Source organism: Micromonospora sp. NPDC049089, from assembly GCF_040648775.1.
In the GTDB taxonomy this organism is placed as follows: Bacteria; Actinomycetota; Actinomycetes; order Mycobacteriales; family Micromonosporaceae; genus Micromonospora.
The window spans coordinates 1-18,865 of the sequence record NZ_JBEZEH010000143.1 but is presented as its reverse complement, the minus strand read 5'-3'; the positions used below and the strand labels follow the sequence as shown (position 1 = coordinate 18,865).

The following is an 18,865-nucleotide window of genomic DNA, read 5'->3' as shown; positions in this document are numbered from 1 at the left end:
CGAGAAGAGCCATGCCAGTCTGCCGTCCGGCAGGAGGACCGAAAATGTCCGGTCACCGCCGGTCCAGTGCCCCCCAGCATTTCCGTACTGGGTGAACATGGCGTTCAGCGCTGCGGCCGACATACCCCTGTGGGTAGAGCAGCCACTGCTTCCGCACGCGTGGGTATGGCAATTAATGTGCCGACCGCCAGGGACAGGGCAATCGCGCCATTGACGGTGCGTCGAAGTCCTTGTTGGAGCAGGGACAACGCAACCTCCTTTGTTGAGTGAGGCGTCGTCCCCTGCGGAAGGAGATCGAGGTGGCGCTGAAGTTAGCAGGTCTTGACACCTCCAGCGACCCCGCATTATTTATTGATCACGATTGCCCGAAAAGTTGCTATTATTTCCCAGGTCGACGCCAGGTCGGCGAGGTGGCGGATTACGCACGCCCCGATACCCCGACATCGGCGGCCCGGAATCGATCAAGCAGGAGATGCCGTGGGGACCCGCGAGCCGGGTCGGCCCGGCTTTCTGCCGGTCACGGGTGGGAGCGTCCAGATGCCGCGACAGAGCAACGCCGGCCACGCGGTGCTGACGAGGGTTTGCGGGAGGTCACGGACCGCCGTCGGTCACGCCGGATCGGGCGGGTTTCCGTCGCGGGGCAGTCGGGCCACCATCTCGTGGAACTCCCGTACGGTCACCGCCTCGCGCAGGGTCGCGAAGACGGCGCCCGTGCCCAGCCGTGCCGTGGCCGCGTCCACTCCGGCACGCTGGCTCACCCGGCGCAGGAAGTCCACCGGACCGGCGTCCATGGGTGGCGGCGCGTCCGGCCCGCCGACGTCGAGGCCCACACCGGTGTCGAGCCCATCACCGCCGGTCGTGACGGCCGGGGCCGAGTCGGTCGGGTGGGCATCCGGTGCGAAGTCGTACAGGTAGCCGTCGACCTGGTCGGGCAGGTGCCCGGCGGGATCGGGCGCGGCACTGGTGACGCGTTCCGCCATCGTGGTAAGCACGGCGCGGGCGAGAGCGGCAGCCTGCCCGGTCGGTAGGCCTGAGCGCCGGGACACGGCGTCGATGAAGTGCGGAAACCCGTCGCCGCCCGTGCTGTCGGTCACGCCGGGGCGGTTACCCGCGCCCGACGGGAGCAAACAGCGCCGGGAGCGGGCCGCTAGGCCAGCAGACCCTCGGCCAGCAGGTGGTCGAAGATGATCTGGTCGACCGGTGAGGTGCGGTGTCGGTCCGCGTACCCGAGCCAGGCCATCTCGGCGATCTCGCTGGCCGGCCGCAACTGCCCCCGATAGCCCGCCCGATAGCAGGTCATCCGCACTGTGATGCCGGTCGTGTGGCCGTGCGCCTGAGCGGTGAAGGTGCCCAGGTGCACGGCACCTGGCACGTCGACCTCGACGCTCAACTCCTCGTCGATCTCCCGTCGCAGGGTCTCCAGGTCGGTTTCGCCCGGCTCGCGCTTTCCGCCTGGCAGGTACCAGACGTCCTTGCCCACCGACCGGGTGCTGAGCACCCGACCGTCCTCGACGAGGATCCAGGCCACCTTGTCGATCTCGCGCACGATGCTCCTTGCTGCCGCCGGGATCGGGGACGCTACCACCCGGCACCGCGCTCAGTCGGCGAGCAGGTCGAGCAGCAGCGCGGCGCTCCAACTGAACGCCGGTGAGCCCAGCCCGGCACCGGTATCCGGGTGGAAGTACTCGTGGCAGCCGGCCCTGGCGACCAGACCGATCATCGAGCCGCGCAGCCCGGCGGCCAACTCCGGGCGCCCGTGCCCGAGCAGCCCACGCCGGACCAGCCAGCCGATGTTGAGCCAGCTCGGCCCACGCCAGTAACGAAGCGGCTCGAAGTCGGGTGCGGTGCGGTCGTGGGTGGGCAGCGGCCGGTCCATCCGACGGGCCACTCCGAAGCGCGCCGACCGGGCCTCGACGACCAGCGCGTCGACATGCCGGGTCGGCAGGTCGGGCAGGATCAGCGGGGTCAGCCCGAGCACGGTACGGGCGCTCAGCAGACGGTTGGTGCGCAGGTCACGGGGCTGGAACGTGCCGGTGTCCGTGTCGTACAGCCGGCGTACCAATGCTTCGGTGATGCGGGCCGCGCGGGCCCGGTGCGGCCCGGGGTCGCCACCGACGAGCGCGGCGATCTCGGCGAGGGCGTGTTCGGCGGCCCCGAACGCCGCGTTGAACAGCGGGCACTCCACCAGGAACGGGTGCCCGCCGGCCAGGTCCCGGTCGGAGTACCAGTGGTCGCGGTAGGCAGCGACGATCGCCAGGTAACGCGCGTAGTCGAGGTCTGTGGGGCGGTGCGCGGCGTCGGCGTGCGTGGTGTCGTGCCGACGGTACGCCCGCATGACTGCCGCCTCGGCCGGCACCGCGGCCATCGGCTCGTCCCACGCCGGGCTGTTGTCCAACCCGGACTCCCACGGGTGCACGATGCAGACCAGTCCGTCACCGGCCACGTCCCGCCGGTCGGCCAGGTAGCGCTGTTGGGCGACCAGCGCGGGGTAGAGCACGCGCAGCGCGGCCAGGGCGGTGGGGTCGGGCGTCCGCCGGTACGCCAATAACGCGGCGAGCGCGTGCACCGGCGGCTGGACCAGGCCGGAGGTGGCGACCGTCGGTGCTCCCGGCACGTCGGCCGATCGCCACATCTCCGGCCCCGGGAAGTACGCGCCGACCGGCAGCGCCGGGTTGAACACGATGTGTGGCACCCGTCCGTCGGCCCACTGCGCCCCGAACAGGCTGGCCAGCTCCCGCCAGGCGCGGTCGGGACGGACCTGGGCCAACCCGATCGCGATGAACGCGGAGTCCCAGCTCCACTGGTGCGGGTAGAGCGTGCGTGAGGGCACCGTGTGGTCGTGCTCCCAGTTCGCGTCGAGCGTGTCGATCGCGAGCCGACGCAGCCCGGCCGCGTCGGCCGGGCCACCCGTGCCGGCCGCGTCGGCGCGCGTCGCCCCGGTGTCAGCGGGCAGGCCGACACCGGCGGTCGCGTCGACGCTCGTCGGCCCGGCGTCGGCGCTCACGCGGCGGCCCGCCGGGGCAGCGCGTGTCGCAGCACCGTGGCCGCCTGTTGCAGGGCCCGGACCGGGTCGCCGCGGAGCCGGCACTCCAGCGCCAGCCAGCCCCGGTAGTCCAGCTCCAGCAGGGTGCGCACCAGCGCCGGCCAGTCCAGGTGCCCGGCGCCGGGCTGGTACCGGTTGGAGTCGCTGACCTGGACGTGCCCGAGGTACGGCGCGGCGGCGCGCAGGGCGCGGTGCACGTCGTCCTCCTCGATGTTCATGTGGAAGGTGTCGGCGACCACCCGGACCGACGGCAACCCGAGCGCGGCGCAGAGCGCCACCGCCTCGTCGAGACGGTTGACCATGTGGTCCTCGTACCGGTTGAGGGGTTCCAGGAAAAGGGTGACCCCCTCGGCCCGGGCGTGTTCGCCTAGCTCGCCGAGGGCGTCGAGGAGCACCTGCCGGTCGCCGTCAGGCCGGCGGGGCGGATCGAACGGCGGCAGTCGTCGGGAGAACATCCCCCAGGCGGCCGGGGTCATCACCCCGACGCCACCCAGCTCGGCGATCACCGTGAGTTGGGAGCGCAGGTTGCGGACGGCATCGGCGGACCGGGCGGGGTCGAAGTCGCCGATGAAGTGGTCCATCTCGACGCAGACGGTGGGCATCACCACCCCGGCGGCGCGGGCCCGGCGCAGCTCGGGCAACCGGCGGGCGAACGCCAGGTCGCCGCGGCCGCGTAGCTCGATGCCCTGGTAGCCGAGGGCGGCCGCGAGGGCGTACTTCTGGATCAGGTTGGAGCCCGGCAGGAGTTGTTCCTGACAGGCCAGCGCGATGGTGGTCATGAGAACCTCAGCACGACTTGGAGGACGTCACCGGCGCCGCGATCGAGCAGCGCGAGGGCGTCGGCGACCGCGCTGGCGTCGACGATGTGGCTGACCAGCGGCAGCGGGTCGACGCTGCGGTCGGCCACCAGGTCCATGAAGGTCTGCGCGACCCGGTCTCCGGTCCACCGGCCGGCCATGCTCGGCGCGGGGGTGGGCCCGGAGACCTGGGCGGCCACCAACTGGATGCGGTTGTGGTGGAACTCCTCGCCGAGGCCGAGCGCGTCGGCCTGGCCCTGGTAGAAGCCGGCGGCCACGACCCGGCCGGCGTGGGTGGTGGAGCGGATCGCCTCGTGCAGCGCCGGGTACGCGCCGGACAACTCCAGGCAGACGTCGGCCCCCCGGCCGGCGGTGGCCTGGCGCAGCACGGCGGCGGCGGAGGTGACACTGGCGTCCACAGTCGAGTGTGCGCCGTAGCGGGCGGCGTACTCCAACCGGTCGGGTACCGGGTCGACGGCCACCACCCGGGCCCCGGAGAGCACGGCGAGCCGGGTGGCGAGCAGCCCGATGACGCCCTGGCCGAAGACGCCCACCCAGTCGCCGAGGTGCAGGTCACCGGCGAGCACGGCGGTCAGCGCGATGGCGCCGGGGCGGGCGAAGACCGCGGCGAGCGGATCCAGCCCGGCGGGGAGCACGCGGACCGCGTCGGCGGCGAGCACGGCCTCGGCCCGGTGCCCCCAGATGCCCCAGACGAGCTGCCCCGGGTGTCGGTCGGTGACGTCCGGCGCGACCTCGACGACTTCGCCGACCTCTTCGTAGCCGAAGCCGATCAACGGGTAGGGAACCGGGGTCTGTCGGGGGACGAACATCCGGGCGGCGTCGTCCCAGTCCTTGCTGAGCCGGGGATTGCTGCCCCGGTAAAGGGTCAGCTCGGTGCCGGCGGAGATGCCCGAGTAGCAGGTGCGGACTCGGACCTGGCCGGGGCCGAGCTGATCCGGCGGGCAGGGCTCGAGGCTGATGCGTCGAGGCCCGGCGAGAGAGACCACCCAGTTGCCCATGTGTCACATCCCGGTAGCACTGGGCTCCAGGATAGCAAAAAATCGCCATATGTCTTGCTATTGATCAATCGAAGGTGTTGGATCCTTCATGTACCCTTCGAGAGGAGTGCCACCGATGTCAGCACCTCCGAGGCGGATACTCGCCACCACAGTGATCCTGGCACTGACCGCGTCCACCCTGCTGGCCTGCGGCGACGACGAACCAGACAGCAACAGCAAGAAGATCACCGTCTGGAGCCTGGAGGACGTGGCCGACCGGGTCACCGCCACCAAGGCGATCATCGCCGACTTCACCGCCAAGACCGGGATCCAGGTCGATCTCGTGACCGTCAACGAGGACCAGTTCCCCTCCTTGATCGCCGCAAACGCCGCCGCCGGCGACCTGCCCGACGTGGTCGGGTCGGTCTCGCTCGCCGGCATCCGTACGCTCGCCGGCAACGAGCTGCTGCACGCCTCGGCGAACGCGGAGGTCGTCGACAAGCTGGGCAGGCAGACGTTCTCCCCCCGAGCGCTGGAGCTCACCTCCGACGACGGCACACAGCTCTCCGTGCCCAGCGACGGGTGGGGGCAGCTGCTCGTCTACCGCAAGGACCTGTTCGCCGCGGCCGGCCTGCCCGCCCCCGACACGTACGAGCGGATCACCACCGCCGCCGCGAAACTGAACACCGGCGGCGTCGCCGGCATCACCGCGGCGACCGCCCCCAGCGACGTGTTCACCCAACAGACCTTCGAGCACCTGGCGCTGGCCAACGGCTGCCAGCTCACCGACGACTCGGGAAAGGTGACACTGGATTCACCCCAGTGCGTCGAGGCGTTCCGCTTCTACGGTGACCTGATCCGCACCAGCTCGGTGAAGGGCGCGCAGGACGTGGACACCACCCGGGCCACCTACTTCGCGGGCAAGGCCGCGATGGTGATCTGGTCACCGTTCATCCTCGACGAGCTGGCCGGGCTGCGCAACGACGCCAAGCCGACCTGCCCGCAGTGCCAGGCGGACCCGGCGTTCCTCGCGAAGAACAGCGGGTTCGTCACCGCGATCAAGGGCCCGAACGGCACCGAACCAGCCCAGTACGGCGAGATCAGCTCGTGGGCGGTCCTCGACGGCGCGGTGACCGACCCGGCGAAGTCCTTCGTGGAGTACATGCTCAGTGACGGCTACCCGCGCTGGTTCGGCATGTCGCCGGAGGGCCGCTTCCCGGTGCGCAAGGGCACCCCCGCCGAGCCGGAGGCGTACCTGACCGCCTGGAACACCAGCCAGGCCGGCGTGGACGCGAAGAAGCCCCTCACCGACGTGTACGGCGACGAGGTGCTGGCCACGCTGCGCCGCAGCCCGGACACCTTCGGGCGCTGGGGCCTCAGCCAGGGGCAGGGCAAACTCGTCGGCGCCATGCTCGGCGAGTTGCCGGTGCCCAAGGTGCTGGGCGACCTCGCCTCCGGCAAGTCCGACGCGGCGGCCACCGCCAAGCGCGCCACGAAGGACGTGGACGCCATCAAGGCGGGCGTCAATTGACCACCACCGCGCCCGGCCCCGGCCGCTCCCCCACCAGGGAGCAGCCGGCGCCACCCGGGCGCCGACCGCTGACCCTGCGCCGCCGCGAATCCCGGGCCGGGCTCGCGCTGGTCGCACCGACCCTGCTCGTCACCATCGCGGTCATCGGCATCCCGATCGTGTGGACAGTGGTGCTCGCCTTCCAGCGGGTCCGGCTGGCCACGCTGCGCAAGACCGGCCTGTTCGGCGAGTTCACCATGGACAACATCGACCGGGTGCTGCACACCCCCGGCTTCGCCGAGACGCTGTGGGTCACCCTGATCTACAGCATCGGCGGCACCGTCGGGTCGATACTGCTCGGCCTGGTGGCCGCACTGGTCGTCCGCCGGCCGTTTCGGGGCCGCACCCTGGTCCGGGCGTCCATGCTGCTGCCGTACGTGGCACCGGTGGTCGCCGTCACGTTCGTCTGGCAGGTGATGCTCGACCCGCAGCTCGGCATCGTCAACGCGTGGGGTCAACGCCTGCTCGGCTGGGACGCCCCGGTGCCGTTCCTCACCCAGGAGTCGACCGCGCTGGCCGCCGTGATCGTCTTCGAGGCGTGGCGGTACTTCCCGTTCGCGTTCCTGTTCCTGCTGGCCCGACTCCAGGCGGTGCCCGGCGAGTTGGAGGAGGCCGCCCGTGTCGACGGCGCCACCCCCACCCAACGGTTCCGGCACATCCTGCTTCCGCAACTGCTGCCGGTGATCGCCCTGCTGGGCGTGCTGCGCTTCATCATGACGTTCAACAAGTTCGACGACGTCTACCTGCTCACCGGCGGTGCGGCCGGCACCGAGGTGGTCAGCGTCCGGGTGTACGAGTTCCTGACCGCCCGTACCGACATCGGAGCCGCGGCCGCGCAGGCGGTCGTGCTGGCCGTTGTGCTCATCGTGTTCGTGCTGATCTATCTGCGCTTCTTCGGACGGAGGGTGGGCTGATGGACCGGGACGTGGTCGAGACGGTGAGCCTGCGTTGGCTGCGCCGCCTGGTGATAGCCGTGTTCCTGGTGATCACGGCCTTCCCCTTCTACTACATGCTGGTGCTCTCGGTGCGCCCCATCGAGCGGCTGCTGCTCGACCCCGGGGCGCTGGTGGTCGGCTTCGGTGAGCTGACCGTGGCCACGTACGCCGAGGTGCTCAAGGCCACCGACGACGGCGGCCAGGGTTTCCTCACCTTCATCCGCAACAGCGGGCTGGTCGCCGTCGCGGCGACCGTGCTCACTCTCCTGGTGGCGATCCCCGGCGCGTACGCGGTGGCCCGGCTGCGGTTCTTCGGCCGGCGGCAGGTGGACTTCCTCTTCCTGGCGGTCTACCTGTTTCCGTCGATCGTCATCGCGATCCCGTTGTTCGTGGTCTTCACCCGGGCCGGGCTGCGCGGCTCGCTGTTCGGTCTGGTGCTGGTCTACATCTCGCAGACGTTGCCGGTGTCGGTCTACATGCTGAAGAACTACTTCGAGACCATCCCGGTCAGCCTGGAGGAGTCCGCCGCCATCGACGGCGCCGGCCGGCTCGGCATCATCCGCCGTGTCAGCCTGCCCCTGGCGATGCCATCGATCATGGCGGTCGCGCTCTACGACTTCATGATCGCCTGGAACGAGTTCCTCTTCGCCCTGCTGTTCCTGGTCGACAAACCCGACAGGTGGACGGTGTCGCTCGGGTTGTCCCTGCTCGCCGACGGGGTGGAGGTCCCCAAGACGGTGTTGATGGCCGGGTCGGTCGTGCTCACCCTGCCCATCGTGATCCTCTTCTTCGCCAGCGAACGGCTGCTCACCGAGGGCCTGACCAGCGGCGCGGAGAAGGGATGATGGTCTCGTCCGGGTCGCACGCCCGGCCCCCGCCGGCCCGGATACGGTGGCCTCATGGCCAACCCGACCCGCTGGGCGACCGACACCGGTCCCGAGCACTCACAGTGGTACATCGACCGGTTCCGCAAGCTCGTGGCCGAGGGCGCGGACCTGGCCGGCGAGGCCCGACTGGTGGACGCCCTCGTCGCTCCCGGCTCCCGCATTCTCGACGCCGGCAGCGGCACCGGCCGCGTCGGTGCCGCGCTGGCCGAGCGGGGCCACACGGTGGTCGGGGTGGACGCCGACCCCGCGCTGGTGGAGGCCGCCCGCGCCGACTATCCCGGCCCGACGTGGCTCGTCGCCGACCTCGCCGAGCTGGATCTACCGGCGCTGGGTGAGGCCGAGCCGTTCGACGCGGCGGTGCTGGCCGGCAACGTGCTCGCCTTCGTCGCCGTCGGCACCGAACCGGAGGTGCTGCGCCGGGTGGCCCAGCACCTGCGACCCGATGGTGTGCTGACAGTGGGCTTCGGCACGGAGCGCGGCTACCCGCTGACCGCGTTCGACGCCGACGCGGTGGCCGCCGGGCTGCGCGTGGAGCAGCGCTTCGCCACCTGGGACCTGCGCCCGTGGCGCGACGACGCCCCGTTCGCGGTCACCGTCCTACGCCGCCCAGCCGACTGAGCGCCGGTGGCGGCGGGTTTCGGGCGGGGGTCAGTCCGGGGCGGCGACGGCGCGGGCGGCGACCGGGTCGAGGGTGGCGCCGGCGGGTACCAGGCTGACCAGCCCGGACGGTAACCGCACCGGCCGCACGTCGCGGTAGCCGAGCATCGGGAGCACCTCCCGGTCGGCCAGCACGTACCGTCGGCCCAGGTCGGTGACCACGGAGATCGCGCCGCCGGTCGCGCCGGGCGCCGCGGCGGCCTCGACCACCGCGCCGCGGCCCGGCTCCACCACCACGTGGTCGGCCAGCACCGCGCCGCCGGTCCGCGCCGTACGGGGCACGGCCGTCAGGTCCCGCAGCGGTACGCCCCACCGCACCTCACCAACCCCGCCGTCGTCACCGATGCGTGTGCAGAGCGCCCCGCCCTCGCCGGCCGCGAGCCGGGGCGGGGTCGGTGGCGGGGCGTTCGGCCCGGTCGGCGCGAGATCAGGCACCGTGGGCAGCGCGGCGAACCGACCCAACGTCATCGGCACCGGCTCGACCTGCCCGGTGCGGGCCAGCAGCAACCCCGCCTGCAACTCGGTGATGCCGGCCAGGCCGGCGTCGAGCGCCACCGCGTACTGCCGACCGCCGCCGGAGTTGCTCACCAGGTAGACAGTGCCGATCGCGGCACCCGGCACCCGGGTGGCGGGCCGACCCAACGCGGGCAGATCGAGTGGGGCGAGGTCGGTGCCGGCGGGCAGCGAGTTGAGCAGTGCCGGCGCGACCCCGACCGCCTGGGCTCGGGTGGTGGCGAGCGCCGCCAGCACCCGGCTCGGATCACGGACGAGGTATCGGCGCTGATGCCAGACGAGGTGCAGCCCGCCGTCGGGGTGGCGCAGGAGCAGCGCGTCGTCGCCCAACGGTCGACCGCCGTCGGGCTCGGTGCCGATCAGCAAAACGGAGCGGGGCGCCTCGACGCCCGTGCCGGCCGGGACGGTCGAGCAGACCGTCCACGCCGTGGCGGCCAGCCGGCCCGGGGCGGGCAGCGAGTCGGGTGCGTCGGCGATGCCCAACGGCAGCCCACGCGGCACTCCGTCGATCGTGCGTCGGGACACCAGGACGGTCTTCGAGCGGTCCGCACCGACGATGAGCAGCGCCGAGGCGTAGTTGAGCACCGGGTGCAGCTTCTGCTCGCGGTAGACGAACCGGGCGCCGGACTCCTTCTCCACGATCACCGCACCCGGGTCCCGCCAGCCCTTGCCGCCGCCGGCGAACAGGCCGTAGAGGGCGAAGCCACCGAGCCCGATCGCCGCGACCAGGACGCTGGCCAGGCCGGCGCCGGCCAGCCGCCGAAACGGCGACTGCGCGGGGTCGGTCTCCCGCATGACCAGGGCGGCGACCGCCCGCTGGACGCTGAACTGGTAGGAGTGCAGCTGGTCCTGCCGCGACGGCATGAGTCCGTTACCTTTCGGTGCGCTCTAGTGAGCGCGTGATTGGTTGCCCCGCCTTGCGGTGGGGGCGGTCCCGGTCTTGCCGGCGGATGCCGTGCCGGGTTCACGTTTCACAGCCACCTGCCCTTGTGTGTGGGCCTTCTGGTCGGCTCCGCGTGCTGCCACCGAGCCACTCCCGGCGGTGGTGCTGAGCTCAGCCGCGAGGGCGGCCAGGTTGAGTGCGGCGTTGCGGTCACGGTCGATGACCAGGCCGCACGCCTCACAGTCGTACTCACGCTCGTGCAGGGCGAGCTTGGCTTTCACCGCGCCGCAACCCGAGCAGGTTTTCGAGGACGGATACCAGCGGTCGGCCACGAGCAACCGGCCGCCGTTCCATCCGGTCTTGTATGCCAGCTGACGGCGGATCTCGGCGAACCCGGCGTCAGCGATGTGCCGGGCCAGCCGCCGGTTGCGCAGCATGCCCGCGACGTTCAGGTCTTCGACAACGATGGTGCCGTGTTCGCGTGTCAGCCTCGTGGTGAGCTTGTGCAGCCCGTCGCGGCGCAGGTTCGCGACTCGCGCATGGGCGCGACCAAGTCGGTCCGAGGCGCGTTGCCAGCGGTTCGAGGGGCGGCAGCCGGTGCGCCGGTCGGGGCCGGACTTCCGCGACGACGCCCGACCGAGCGCCCGCAGTCGGGCCTGCGCGGCGACGAGGTGGCGCGGGTTGTCGACCCGCTCACCTGTGGACAACACCGCAAGATGTTTGATTCCGACGTCCACACCCACCACCGAGGCGGGCCGGGCCGGTTGCCGTTCGGTCCGCTGCACCTCGACGGTGAACGAGACGTGCCACCGCCCGCCGTCGCGGCGCACGGTGGCGGACATGATCCGCGCGGTGCCGCCCTCGATACGGCGGGCGAGCTTGCGGGCGGATTCGTGCAGCTTCAACCGACCCAGCCTCGGCAGCACCACGTGCCGGCGGTCGGGCTCGACCCGGATCGCGCCGGTGGTGAACCGCACCGCCGGTGTGCCACGGCGGCGGGACTTGAAGCGGGGGAAACCGACCGCTCTGCCGGCCCGCCCGCCCTGACGGGAGTCAGCCCAGTTCTTCAAGCCGCGGGCGAGAGCGTCCAGGCCGGTGTTGAACGCCTCTTTCGACACCTCACCCCACCACGGCGCCGCATCAGCCTTCGCTTCGTTCCACGCCTTGCGCAGCCCGGCGAGCGACCACGGCAGTGACGGCGTCAGCAACTCATCCGGCATCCCATAGGAGCGCTCCGCAGCGCGCTGGTCCATGACCGCCTTGACCCGGGCGAGCGCCCAGTTATGCGCCACTCGCGCGGCCCCCACATGCGCCCTCACGGCGCGTTCCTGGCCTGGGGTGAGGTCGAGGGCGAACCGGTAAGCCTGGATCGTCTTCACGTCGGATCCTCGATGACCACCTCGGCCGCGCGGCGAGCCGGTACGCGGGAACAGGCAACGTCCCGGACTCGTACCGCCGTCGCGTACGAGACGCCGGTAGCCGCCGCCCACTCCCTCAAGTTCACACCGCCCCTCTAGACGACCACTGAACACTCCTGACCGTCAGAACGCCAGCAGTTACTTCCCCTCCGGTGGATCGGCCGGGCACAGGATATGCGCTGCGTCGATGTCCTGTGGACCCTGCGTGGCCGCCCGTCGCGGGGCAACCGGTACCATCCGTGGACGAATCCGGCGGCGAGAGGGCACCCGTGGGCGCGCGTTTCGAAGAGCTGGCCTGGCGGGAGACGCCGATCGGCGCGATCAGCCTGCGCCGACGCCGGGACCCGGCACTCCAGGTCGAGGTGTACGAGGTCAAGCTCGACGACGAGTACCTGATGTCCAGCCTCTTCCCGGTCGCGGAGATCGAGCTGGCCCGGCTCGGTCTCGCCGAGGTGGCCGGTGATTCGCTCGACGTGGTGGTGGGCGGCCTCGGGCTGGGCTACACCGCCTGCGCGGCGCTGGGCGACCCCCGGGTGCGCTCACTGTTCGTGGTGGAGGCGATCGAGGACGTGATCGACTGGCACCAACGAGGGCTGCTGCCGTTCGCGGCGGGGCTCGCCGAGGACCCTCGGACCCGCTTCGTGCAAGCCGACTTCTTCGCGGCGGTGGCCGGTGACACCGGCTTCGACGCCGAGGTGCCCGGCCGGCGGTTCGACGCGGTCCTGCTCGACGTCGACCACTCCCCGCGCAACGTCCTGCACCCGAGCCACGCGGCGTTCTACCCGCCTGCCGGGTTGCGTCGCCTGGCCGCCCTGCTACGCCCCGAGGGAGTCTTCGCGCTCTGGTCGGACGACCCGCCGGACGCCGAGTTCACCGCCGCGCTCAGCGAGGTGTTCGTGAGCGTACGCGCGCACGTCGTGCCGTTCGCCAACCCGCTGACCGGCGGGGAGTCGGCGAACACCGTCTACGTGGCGCGTACCGGCCCCTGATCGACGTCGGGTGTGCCGCCCGCGCATGGTGTCGGCCGGACGGGGAATGAGAAGCCGGGGCCGGCCGCACCAGGCACGGCCGGTCACTGGAGGTCGACATGCGTGCACTGCTCTGGGTCGTCGGCGTGGTCGCCGGCGTGCTGATCCTGCTCGGCCTGATCCTCGAGGCGGTCCGCTGGCTGATCATCATCGGTCTGATCGCGCTGGTGATCGTGATCGTCTGGGGCGTCGTCAAGGGGCGGCAGGCGGTGCAGCATCAGGGCCGACGACGCTGAGGGTCAGAACCAGTCCGGGCGCATGTCGAGCGTGGTCCGGTCCCGGCTGTCCAGCAGGTCGAACTGCGGGCCGGTCCGGGGCAGCTCGACGGTGAAGAAGTAGCGAGCGGCCTGCCGCTTGCCGGCGTGGAACGCATCGCCGGCGCCTTCCGGCGGCAGCACCAGCACCTGCTCCAGCCACATCCACGCGATCACCACGTGCCCGACGGCCTCCAGGTAGGCGCTGGCGTTGGCCAGCGCGACCACCGGGTCACCGTCAGCCCACAGTCGACGGGTGACAGCGGTGACCCGGTCCACCGCGGCGGCCAGCCGCTCGGCCAGCTCGGACGCCTCTCCCCCGACCTTGCGGGCCCGCTCGACCGTGTCACCGATCGTCGTGGTCAGCAGGGTGAGACCTGCGCCGCCCTGCATGACCATTTTGCGCCCCAGCAGATCCAGTGCCTGGATGCCGTGGGTGCCCTCGTGGATCGGGTTGAGCCGGTTGTCCCGGTAGTGCTGCTCCACGTCGTGGTCGCGGGTGTAGCCGGCGCCCCCGAGCACCTGGATCGCCAGGTCGTTGGCCGCAAGGCACCACTGCGACGGCCAACTCTTGGTGATCGGGGTGAGCACGTCCAGCAGCAGGTGCGCGCGCTCGCGGTCGGCCTCGGCCGGTGCGGTCCTCTGCTCGTCGAGCAACCGGGCGCAGTAGAGCACCAGCGCCAGCGCGCCCTCCACGTAGCTCTTCTGGGCCAGCAGCATCCGTCGTACGTCAGGGTGGTCGATGATCGGCACCTGCGCGGCGGCCGGGTCCTTCGCGCCGACCGGCCGGCCCTGCGGCCTCTCCTTCGCGTACGCCAGGCTCTTGAGATAGCCGGTGTAACCCAGCGCGGTGGCGCCCGCCCCGACCCCGATCCGGGCCTCGTTCATCATGTGGAACATCTGCGCCAGACCCTGGTGCGGCGCGCCGACCAGGTGGCCCACCGCACCGACGCGGCCGGCCGGGGTGTGCGCGCCGTCGCCGAAGCTGAGCAGGGCGTTGGTGGTGCCCCGGAACCCCATCTTGTGGTTGAGCCCGGCCAGGGCCACGTCGTTGCGCTCACCGAGCGTCCCGTCCGGGCCGACCAGCACCTTCGGCACGATGAACAGCGAGATGCCCTTGACCCCGGGCGGCGCGCCCGGGATGCGCGCCAGCACCAGGTGGACGATGTTCTCGGCCAACTCGTGGTCACCACCGGAGATCCACATCTTGGTGCCGTGCAGCCGGTACGTGCCGTCCGCCTGCGGCTCGGCGCGGGTGGTGATGTCGGCCAGCGAGCTGCCGGCGTGCGGCTCGGACAGGCACATGGTGCCGAAGAATCGGCCGTCCAGCATCGGCCGGACGTAGGTGTCCACCTGCTCGGGGCTGCCGTGGGCCAGCAGCAGGTTGGCGTTGCCCAGGGTGAGGAACGGGTACGCCGAGGTGGCCACGTTGGCGGCCTGGAACCAGGTGAAGCACGCCGCCGCGACGGCGTGCGGCAGTTGCAGGCCGCCGACACTGGCGTCCAGCCCGGCGGTGAGCAGGCCCGTCTCGGCGAAGCTGTCCAACGCGGCACGGATCTGCGGGATCAGCCGCACCCGCTGCCCGTCGAAGGTGGGCTCGGCCAGGTCGGCGGCGCGGTTGTGCGGGGCGAACTGCTCGGTGGCCACCTGTTCGGCGAGATCCAGGGCGTCGTCGAAGGTCTCCCGGGAGTGCTCGGCGTAGCGGGGGCGCTCGACGAGCTCGGACACCCGCAGCCACTCGTGCAGCAGGAAGTCGAGGTCACGGCGGGAGAGCAGGGTGGACGGCACGGCACTCCTCAGCGGGCGCAGGGGGCTGGTCGGGCCAGGGCGACGGCCCACTGTCGCCCCGGCCCATCCTGGCGGATCGGCAGGGCGCGCACCACCGGGCGGGGTGGGGTTCGACGAGCGGAACTTGTCACACCGTACGGCTAGTGCTGTGACCACTAACGTTCACCGGGTTGTCGGTGGTGTTGTGGTTCCTCGCCCAGACGTTGTCGGAGCGAGCGACTCCCCACCGGTAGTGGGGCGGGCCTCAGCCGGCCAACCGACCCTGACACCGCTGGTGGGCGGCGTGGGTCACGCCGGGACAGCCCGGCACCGGGAAGGTGTCGGCCTGCTCGACGGTGCGTGATGACCGCACCCATGTCGGGTGCAGTGGTAGTGACGCCGCCCGGGGTCCGGGTGGCGATGGTGAACGCCGCGGCAACATCGCGATGCCCGACGAACCCGCAACTCCTGCACATCATGGTCCGCCCGCGGGGCTTGACCACTCTGCGCCGGCACACCGGGCAGGTCGACGACGTACCCCGCTCATCGACCAGATACACGGTGATCCCGGCCAGCTCCGCCTTGTCCTTCAGGACCGCGATCGCCCGGCCGAGTTGCCACTGCCGCAACCGCAGGTTGTGCCGCCGACCCGCCGGAAGATCGAGGACACCACGCGGGTCACCGACGGTCAGGGTCCCGACCCGGTGCTGCACTGCCCAGCCGATCACGGTCTTCGCGGCCTCGTGCCCGGCCTGCCGTACCCGACGCCGATGCCGCCCCTCCATCAGCCGAGCCCGCCGGCGGGTCTTGCGCCACCGCCGCGAACCCCGCTGGCCCCTCGTCGGTGCACGGGCGGCGGTCGCCCGGCGGCGGCCTTTCGTGTCGGCCAGGTGCTGACGGTGCTCGGCGCGGATCGCCCGCCCGGACACCAGCAACATCTGCCCGTCACCGGTTGCCACCGCGTACGGGTGAATGATGCCCAGGTCGACCCCGGCGACCCGCCCCCGCTGCGGCTCCTGAGCCGCAGGGTAGGTCGCGACCGGAAGCTCCGCGGTGACCTCGACCCACAACCGCCCCTGATCGAACACCAGCGTCACTGACCGCACCGCATCATGGGGGGTAGGGAACCGCCCGGTCCAGGCGCACCACCAGCGGCGGGCTCCCGGCCGAGGTCGGCAACCGCAGCCGCCGTTCACTCAGACCGAACGTGCCGTGATACCAGCGGACCGGCATCAACGACCGTCGCCGCCGCGGATACCGCACCTCACCATGCCCCGCCCTGCGGCGGGCGGCAGCGCTGAACCACGCATCAGAATAGCGACGCAACACCGACCGGGCGCCGGTCGAGTCGAGCTCACCGAACGTGCCCGGACCAGATGCGGCGAGCAGTCGACACAACTCCTGATAGCTCGCGACCGGCCGATCGTGACGACGATGCCGCCAGCTGTTGTATTCCAATACACACGCCCAAAGATCCCCGGCCGCGCGGAGCAGGCCGAAGCAGCGTTGCCGCTGCGCCCGGGTCAGACGCAGGCCGACCCGGGCGGTGCGATGCACCACCCGCGGCGCTCCTGAATCCCTACGTCTGGGCATACCCGAACCCAACCACGAGGGTCTGACACAACCCGGCCAACGTCAGTGGACACAGCACTAGCATCGTTGTCCGTGACCGCACCCGCAGACGTCCCGCCCGAGGTCCTCGACCGGCTGCGGCCGATCTGTCTCGGCCTGCCGGAGACCTACGAGGAGCCTGCCTGGGTGGGCACCCGCTGGCGGATTCGCAAGCGGACCATCGCCCACGTGCTCACCGTCGACCCCGATCGCCAGCCGGTGCACGCCCGGGCCGCCGCACTCGACCAGCCCGCCTGCCTGCTGACCTTCCGGTCGCCACTCGACGAGATCGCCGGGCTCCTCGCCACCGGGCACCCCTTCTACAAACCGGACTGGAGCCCGACCGTAATGGGCATGGTCCTGGACGACAACACCGACTGGGAGGAGGTGCGCGAGTTGCTCACCGAGAGCTACTGCGTCATGGCTCCGAAGCGGCTCGCCGCCCGGGTCGGCCCCCCGGCACCGCAGATGCGCTGAGCACGGCGGCGCCTTCAACCGGCGGTTTCGGCCGGCACGCTCCGGGGATACCGCGCGATGTCGTCGCTGCCCACCGAACAGGATCACCGTTTGACGCCGGTGTTCCAGGAAGACCGGGTGTGCACGGGCGTGACCACAGTGCGGGGGCGGGTGTTCCTGAGCTACCCGTCGGCGGATCGGCCCGGCGTGCAGGTGGTGGAGGCACTGCCGGACGGTCGTCGTGTCCCGTACCCCGATGTCGCCTGGAACCGCGCCGACCAGCCGCCGGGCGGGGCGTTCGTGCACGTCAACGGGTTGCGCGCCGGCCCGGACGGCCGGTTGTGGATCGTCGACTCGGGTTCGCCGCGGATCGGCGGCGCGCAGGTGCCGGGCGGCGCTCGGCTGATCGTTGTCGACCCGGACGACGACCGCGTGGAGCGGGTCTACCACCTCGACGAGGCGGTGCACCCGGGCAGCTACGTCGACGACGTCCGCTTCAACGGCCGGGTGGCGTATCTCAGCGACGCCGGGGCGGCGGGCCTCATCGTGCTCGATCTCGACTCGGGTCGGTCGAGACGGGTGCTGGACGGGCATCCGAGCACGGCGGGCGGCCCGGTGGTCGCCGACGGTCGCGTGCTGCGTGACCCGGACGGCGCCGAGGTACGCCTGCACGTGGACCAGTTGGAGGTGTCGCCGGACGGTCGCTGGCTCTACTACCAGCCGGCCTCCGGCGGAATGTCCCGGATCGCCACCCGGTGGTTGGACGACCCGTCGGTGTCCCCCGACGAGCTGGCCCGGGCTGTCGGACGCTGGTGTGACACACCCAGCACCGGTGGCACGGCCATCGATGCCACCGGCACCATCTATCTCAGCGACCTGGAACGGCGGCGCGTCCTCGTCCTCGCACCCGACCGCAGCGTACGGACGCTCGTCGCCGACCCCCGACTGGCCTGGGTGGACGCGATGTGGCTCGACGCCGATGCCCGGCTCTGGATGCCGGCGGCCCAACTGCACCTGACCGCCGGGCTCAACGGCGGCGTCGCGGCCGTCGACTACCCGGCCCAGATCTACCGGATGCCCGTCGAGATCGGGCCGCCCGCCCGGGACCACGTCTGAGAGCTGAGTCCGGCAGCCGCCAATCCGCACCGGGTTTCCCCCGTCCTGGCCACCGGATGACCGTTCGCGGTCATCGGCCAGGCACGCGCCTGTCCTGACGTGTCGGCGCTGTCGCAGGGTGCCGCTAGGGTCCCGGCCATGGCTGATTTCGTGTTGGTGGCAGGGGCGTGGCTAGGGGCGTGGGCGTGGGACGAGGTGGTGCCGCCCCTGCGGGCGGCCGGGCACGGCACCCACCCGCTGACCCTCTCCGGCCTCGCCGACAAGCGGGGTGTCCCGGCCGGGCAGCAGACCCACGTGCAGGACATCGTCGACGAGATCGAGAGCGGCGACCTGCACGATGTGGTGCTGGTCGGGCACAGCTACTCGGGCATTCCCGCGGGTCAGGCGGCCGAGCGGATCGGCGACCGGTTGAGCCGGGTGGTTTTCGTGGACTCCGAGGTGCCGGTCGACGGTGGGTCGTTCGCCTCCGGCTGGTGGCAGGGCCAGGCGGCGTTCGAGGCGCAGCTCGCCGACAACGGCGGCGACTGGGCGCCGCTCGGCGCGGCCGACTTCGATGGTCAGGGTCTCACCGACGAGCAGGTCGCCCGGCTGATCGAGGGTTCCACGCCGCATCCGGGCGCGACGCTGACCGAGCCGGCCGTGGTGGGCCGGCCGCTGGGTGAGCTGCCGGCGACGTACGTCAAGTGCCTGCTCGACGGGCCCGAGCCCAACGACACGGTGGCCAAGCTGCTGACCAGTGACCAGTGGCGACTGGTCACCATGGACACGGGCCACTGGCCGATGTTCTCCCAGCCCACCGAGCTGGCCAGGATCCTGCTGGCGCAGGCCGCCTGACGGGCGGTGTCCTGGGCCGCGGCCCAGGACACCGCGCCGCCTCGTCGGGCTGGTGGCCGTTTCGTCGAGGGTGTGGTTGTGGCGCACCGGTTACGCGA

General features: G+C 71.5%; 19 protein-coding genes. 9 read left to right on the top strand and 10 right to left on the bottom strand.

The window, feature by feature from the left end:
- Positions 1-608 precede the first annotated feature (608 nt).
- The 5 genes from AB0B48_RS22725 to AB0B48_RS22705 all read right to left on the bottom strand — a co-directional run bounded on the left by AB0B48_RS22725 (position 609) and on the right by AB0B48_RS22705 (position 4,859).
- Positions 609-1,094, bottom strand: coding sequence for a DUF2267 domain-containing protein (locus AB0B48_RS22725; RefSeq protein WP_357204591.1), 486 nt, complete (start codon positions 1,092-1,094; stop codon positions 609-611).
- Positions 1,095-1,147: 53 nt separating this feature from the next.
- Positions 1,148-1,546, bottom strand: a complete 399-nt coding sequence (locus AB0B48_RS22720; RefSeq protein ID WP_350860946.1) for an NUDIX domain-containing protein — start codon at positions 1,544-1,546, stop codon at positions 1,148-1,150.
- 51 nt (positions 1,547-1,597) lie between these two features.
- The gene (locus AB0B48_RS22715) at positions 1,598-2,884 is read right to left on the bottom strand and encodes a hypothetical protein (RefSeq protein ID WP_357204595.1); all 1,287 of its coding nucleotides are present in this window, start codon (positions 2,882-2,884) and stop codon (positions 1,598-1,600) included.
- Between the two features lie 116 nt (positions 2,885-3,000).
- A complete protein-coding gene (locus AB0B48_RS22710) occupies positions 3,001-3,822 on the bottom strand; it encodes a sugar phosphate isomerase/epimerase family protein (protein WP_357204589.1) in 822 nt (273 codons plus the stop codon).
- A complete protein-coding gene (locus AB0B48_RS22705) occupies positions 3,819-4,859 on the bottom strand; it encodes a zinc-binding alcohol dehydrogenase (protein WP_357204587.1) in 1,041 nt (346 codons plus the stop codon). The genes AB0B48_RS22710 and AB0B48_RS22705 overlap by 4 nt, the downstream gene beginning before the upstream one ends.
- A 115-nt stretch (positions 4,860-4,974) precedes the next feature.
- On the opposite strand from AB0B48_RS22705, the gene AB0B48_RS22700 reads away from it, so the two are divergent.
- From AB0B48_RS22700 to AB0B48_RS22685, 4 genes are read left to right on the top strand one after another with little or no spacing between them, the layout of a single operon-like run.
- On the top strand, positions 4,975-6,369 hold the full coding sequence (locus AB0B48_RS22700; RefSeq protein WP_357204585.1) for an extracellular solute-binding protein: 1,395 nt from the start codon (positions 4,975-4,977) through the stop codon (positions 6,367-6,369).
- On the top strand, positions 6,366-7,322 hold the full coding sequence (locus AB0B48_RS22695) for a sugar ABC transporter permease (protein WP_357204583.1): 957 nt from the start codon (positions 6,366-6,368) through the stop codon (positions 7,320-7,322). Before AB0B48_RS22700 ends, AB0B48_RS22695 begins: the two co-directional genes overlap by 4 nt.
- Positions 7,322-8,188: a carbohydrate ABC transporter permease gene (locus tag AB0B48_RS22690; RefSeq protein WP_357204581.1), complete on the top strand. Its 867-nt coding sequence runs from the start codon at positions 7,322-7,324 to the stop codon at positions 8,186-8,188. Before AB0B48_RS22695 ends, AB0B48_RS22690 begins: the two co-directional genes overlap by 1 nt.
- Positions 8,189-8,242: 54 nt before the next feature.
- Positions 8,243-8,848 carry a class I SAM-dependent methyltransferase gene (locus AB0B48_RS22685; RefSeq protein ID WP_357204579.1) on the top strand — a complete coding sequence of 202 codons (606 nt, stop codon included), beginning with the start codon at positions 8,243-8,245 and terminating at the stop codon, positions 8,846-8,848.
- Positions 8,849-8,878: 30 nt separating this feature from the next.
- Here the strand turns inward: AB0B48_RS22685 and eccB are convergent, their stop codons facing one another.
- Together eccB and tnpB are read right to left on the bottom strand one after the other, a co-directional pair.
- Complete coding sequence (gene eccB, locus AB0B48_RS22680) at positions 8,879-10,264, bottom strand: type VII secretion protein EccB (RefSeq protein ID WP_357204578.1); 1,386 nt, start codon at positions 10,262-10,264, stop codon at positions 8,879-8,881.
- 24 nt (positions 10,265-10,288) lie between these two features.
- On the bottom strand, positions 10,289-11,662 hold the full coding sequence (tnpB, locus tag AB0B48_RS22675; protein ID WP_357204576.1) for an IS607 family element RNA-guided endonuclease TnpB: 1,374 nt from the start codon (positions 11,660-11,662) through the stop codon (positions 10,289-10,291).
- A 308-nt stretch (positions 11,663-11,970) separates the two neighbouring features.
- Between tnpB and AB0B48_RS22670 the strand changes: the two genes are divergently transcribed.
- Positions 11,971-12,690 (top strand): spermidine synthase, encoded by a 720-nt coding sequence (locus AB0B48_RS22670; protein ID WP_357204575.1) that lies wholly within the window; start codon positions 11,971-11,973, stop codon positions 12,688-12,690.
- Between the two features lie 98 nt (positions 12,691-12,788).
- The gene (locus AB0B48_RS22665) at positions 12,789-12,965 is read left to right on the top strand and encodes a hypothetical protein (protein ID WP_355010015.1); all 177 of its coding nucleotides are present in this window, start codon (positions 12,789-12,791) and stop codon (positions 12,963-12,965) included.
- Positions 12,966-12,968: 3 nt separating this feature from the next.
- Here the strand turns inward: AB0B48_RS22665 and AB0B48_RS22660 are convergent, their stop codons facing one another.
- The 3 genes from AB0B48_RS22660 to AB0B48_RS22650 form a co-directional block, all read right to left on the bottom strand.
- A complete protein-coding gene (locus tag AB0B48_RS22660; RefSeq protein ID WP_357204572.1) occupies positions 12,969-14,771 on the bottom strand; it encodes an acyl-CoA dehydrogenase in 1,803 nt (600 codons plus the stop codon).
- A gap of 155 nt (positions 14,772-14,926) precedes the next feature.
- Positions 14,927-15,856: a transposase gene (locus AB0B48_RS22655; RefSeq protein WP_357204570.1), complete on the bottom strand. Its 930-nt coding sequence runs from the start codon at positions 15,854-15,856 to the stop codon at positions 14,927-14,929.
- A gap of 4 nt (positions 15,857-15,860) precedes the next feature.
- Positions 15,861-16,310 carry a hypothetical protein gene (locus tag AB0B48_RS22650; RefSeq protein ID WP_357204568.1) on the bottom strand — a complete coding sequence of 150 codons (450 nt, stop codon included), beginning with the start codon at positions 16,308-16,310 and terminating at the stop codon, positions 15,861-15,863.
- Between the two features lie 105 nt (positions 16,311-16,415).
- On the opposite strand from AB0B48_RS22650, the gene AB0B48_RS22645 reads away from it, so the two are divergent.
- The 3 genes from AB0B48_RS22645 (at position 16,416) to AB0B48_RS22635 (ending at position 18,767) form a co-directional block, all read left to right on the top strand.
- Positions 16,416-16,838, top strand: a complete 423-nt coding sequence (locus AB0B48_RS22645) for an MmcQ/YjbR family DNA-binding protein (RefSeq protein ID WP_357204566.1) — start codon at positions 16,416-16,418, stop codon at positions 16,836-16,838.
- Positions 16,839-16,937: 99 nt separating this feature from the next.
- Positions 16,938-17,933, top strand: coding sequence for an L-dopachrome tautomerase-related protein (locus AB0B48_RS22640; protein ID WP_357204593.1), 996 nt, complete (start codon positions 16,938-16,940; stop codon positions 17,931-17,933).
- 138 nt (positions 17,934-18,071) lie between these two features.
- Positions 18,072-18,767 (top strand): alpha/beta hydrolase, encoded by a 696-nt coding sequence (locus tag AB0B48_RS22635; protein WP_357204564.1) that lies wholly within the window; start codon positions 18,072-18,074, stop codon positions 18,765-18,767.
- Positions 18,768-18,865 lie beyond the last annotated feature (98 nt).

Bases quoted from the DNA above. Each gene is read 5' to 3' on its own strand.
- AB0B48_RS22710 (WP_357204589.1), bottom strand. From the start codon at position 3,822: ATGACCACCATCGCGCTGGCCTGTCAGGAACAACTCCTGCCGGGCTCC.
- AB0B48_RS22705 (WP_357204587.1), bottom strand. From the start codon at position 4,859: ATGGGCAACTGGGTGGTCTCTCTCGCCGGGCCTCGACGCATCAGCCTC.
- AB0B48_RS22700 (WP_357204585.1), top strand. From the start codon at position 4,975: ATGTCAGCACCTCCGAGGCGGATACTCGCCACCACAGTGATCCTGGCA.
- AB0B48_RS22690 (WP_357204581.1), top strand. From the start codon at position 7,322: ATGGACCGGGACGTGGTCGAGACGGTGAGCCTGCGTTGGCTGCGCCGC.
- AB0B48_RS22685 (WP_357204579.1), top strand. From the start codon at position 8,243: ATGGCCAACCCGACCCGCTGGGCGACCGACACCGGTCCCGAGCACTCA.
- eccB (WP_357204578.1), bottom strand. From the start codon at position 10,264: ATGCCGTCGCGGCAGGACCAGCTGCACTCCTACCAGTTCAGCGTCCAG.
- AB0B48_RS22665 (WP_355010015.1), top strand. From the start codon at position 12,789: ATGCGTGCACTGCTCTGGGTCGTCGGCGTGGTCGCCGGCGTGCTGATC.
- AB0B48_RS22635 (WP_357204564.1), top strand. From the start codon at position 18,072: ATGGCTGATTTCGTGTTGGTGGCAGGGGCGTGGCTAGGGGCGTGGGCG.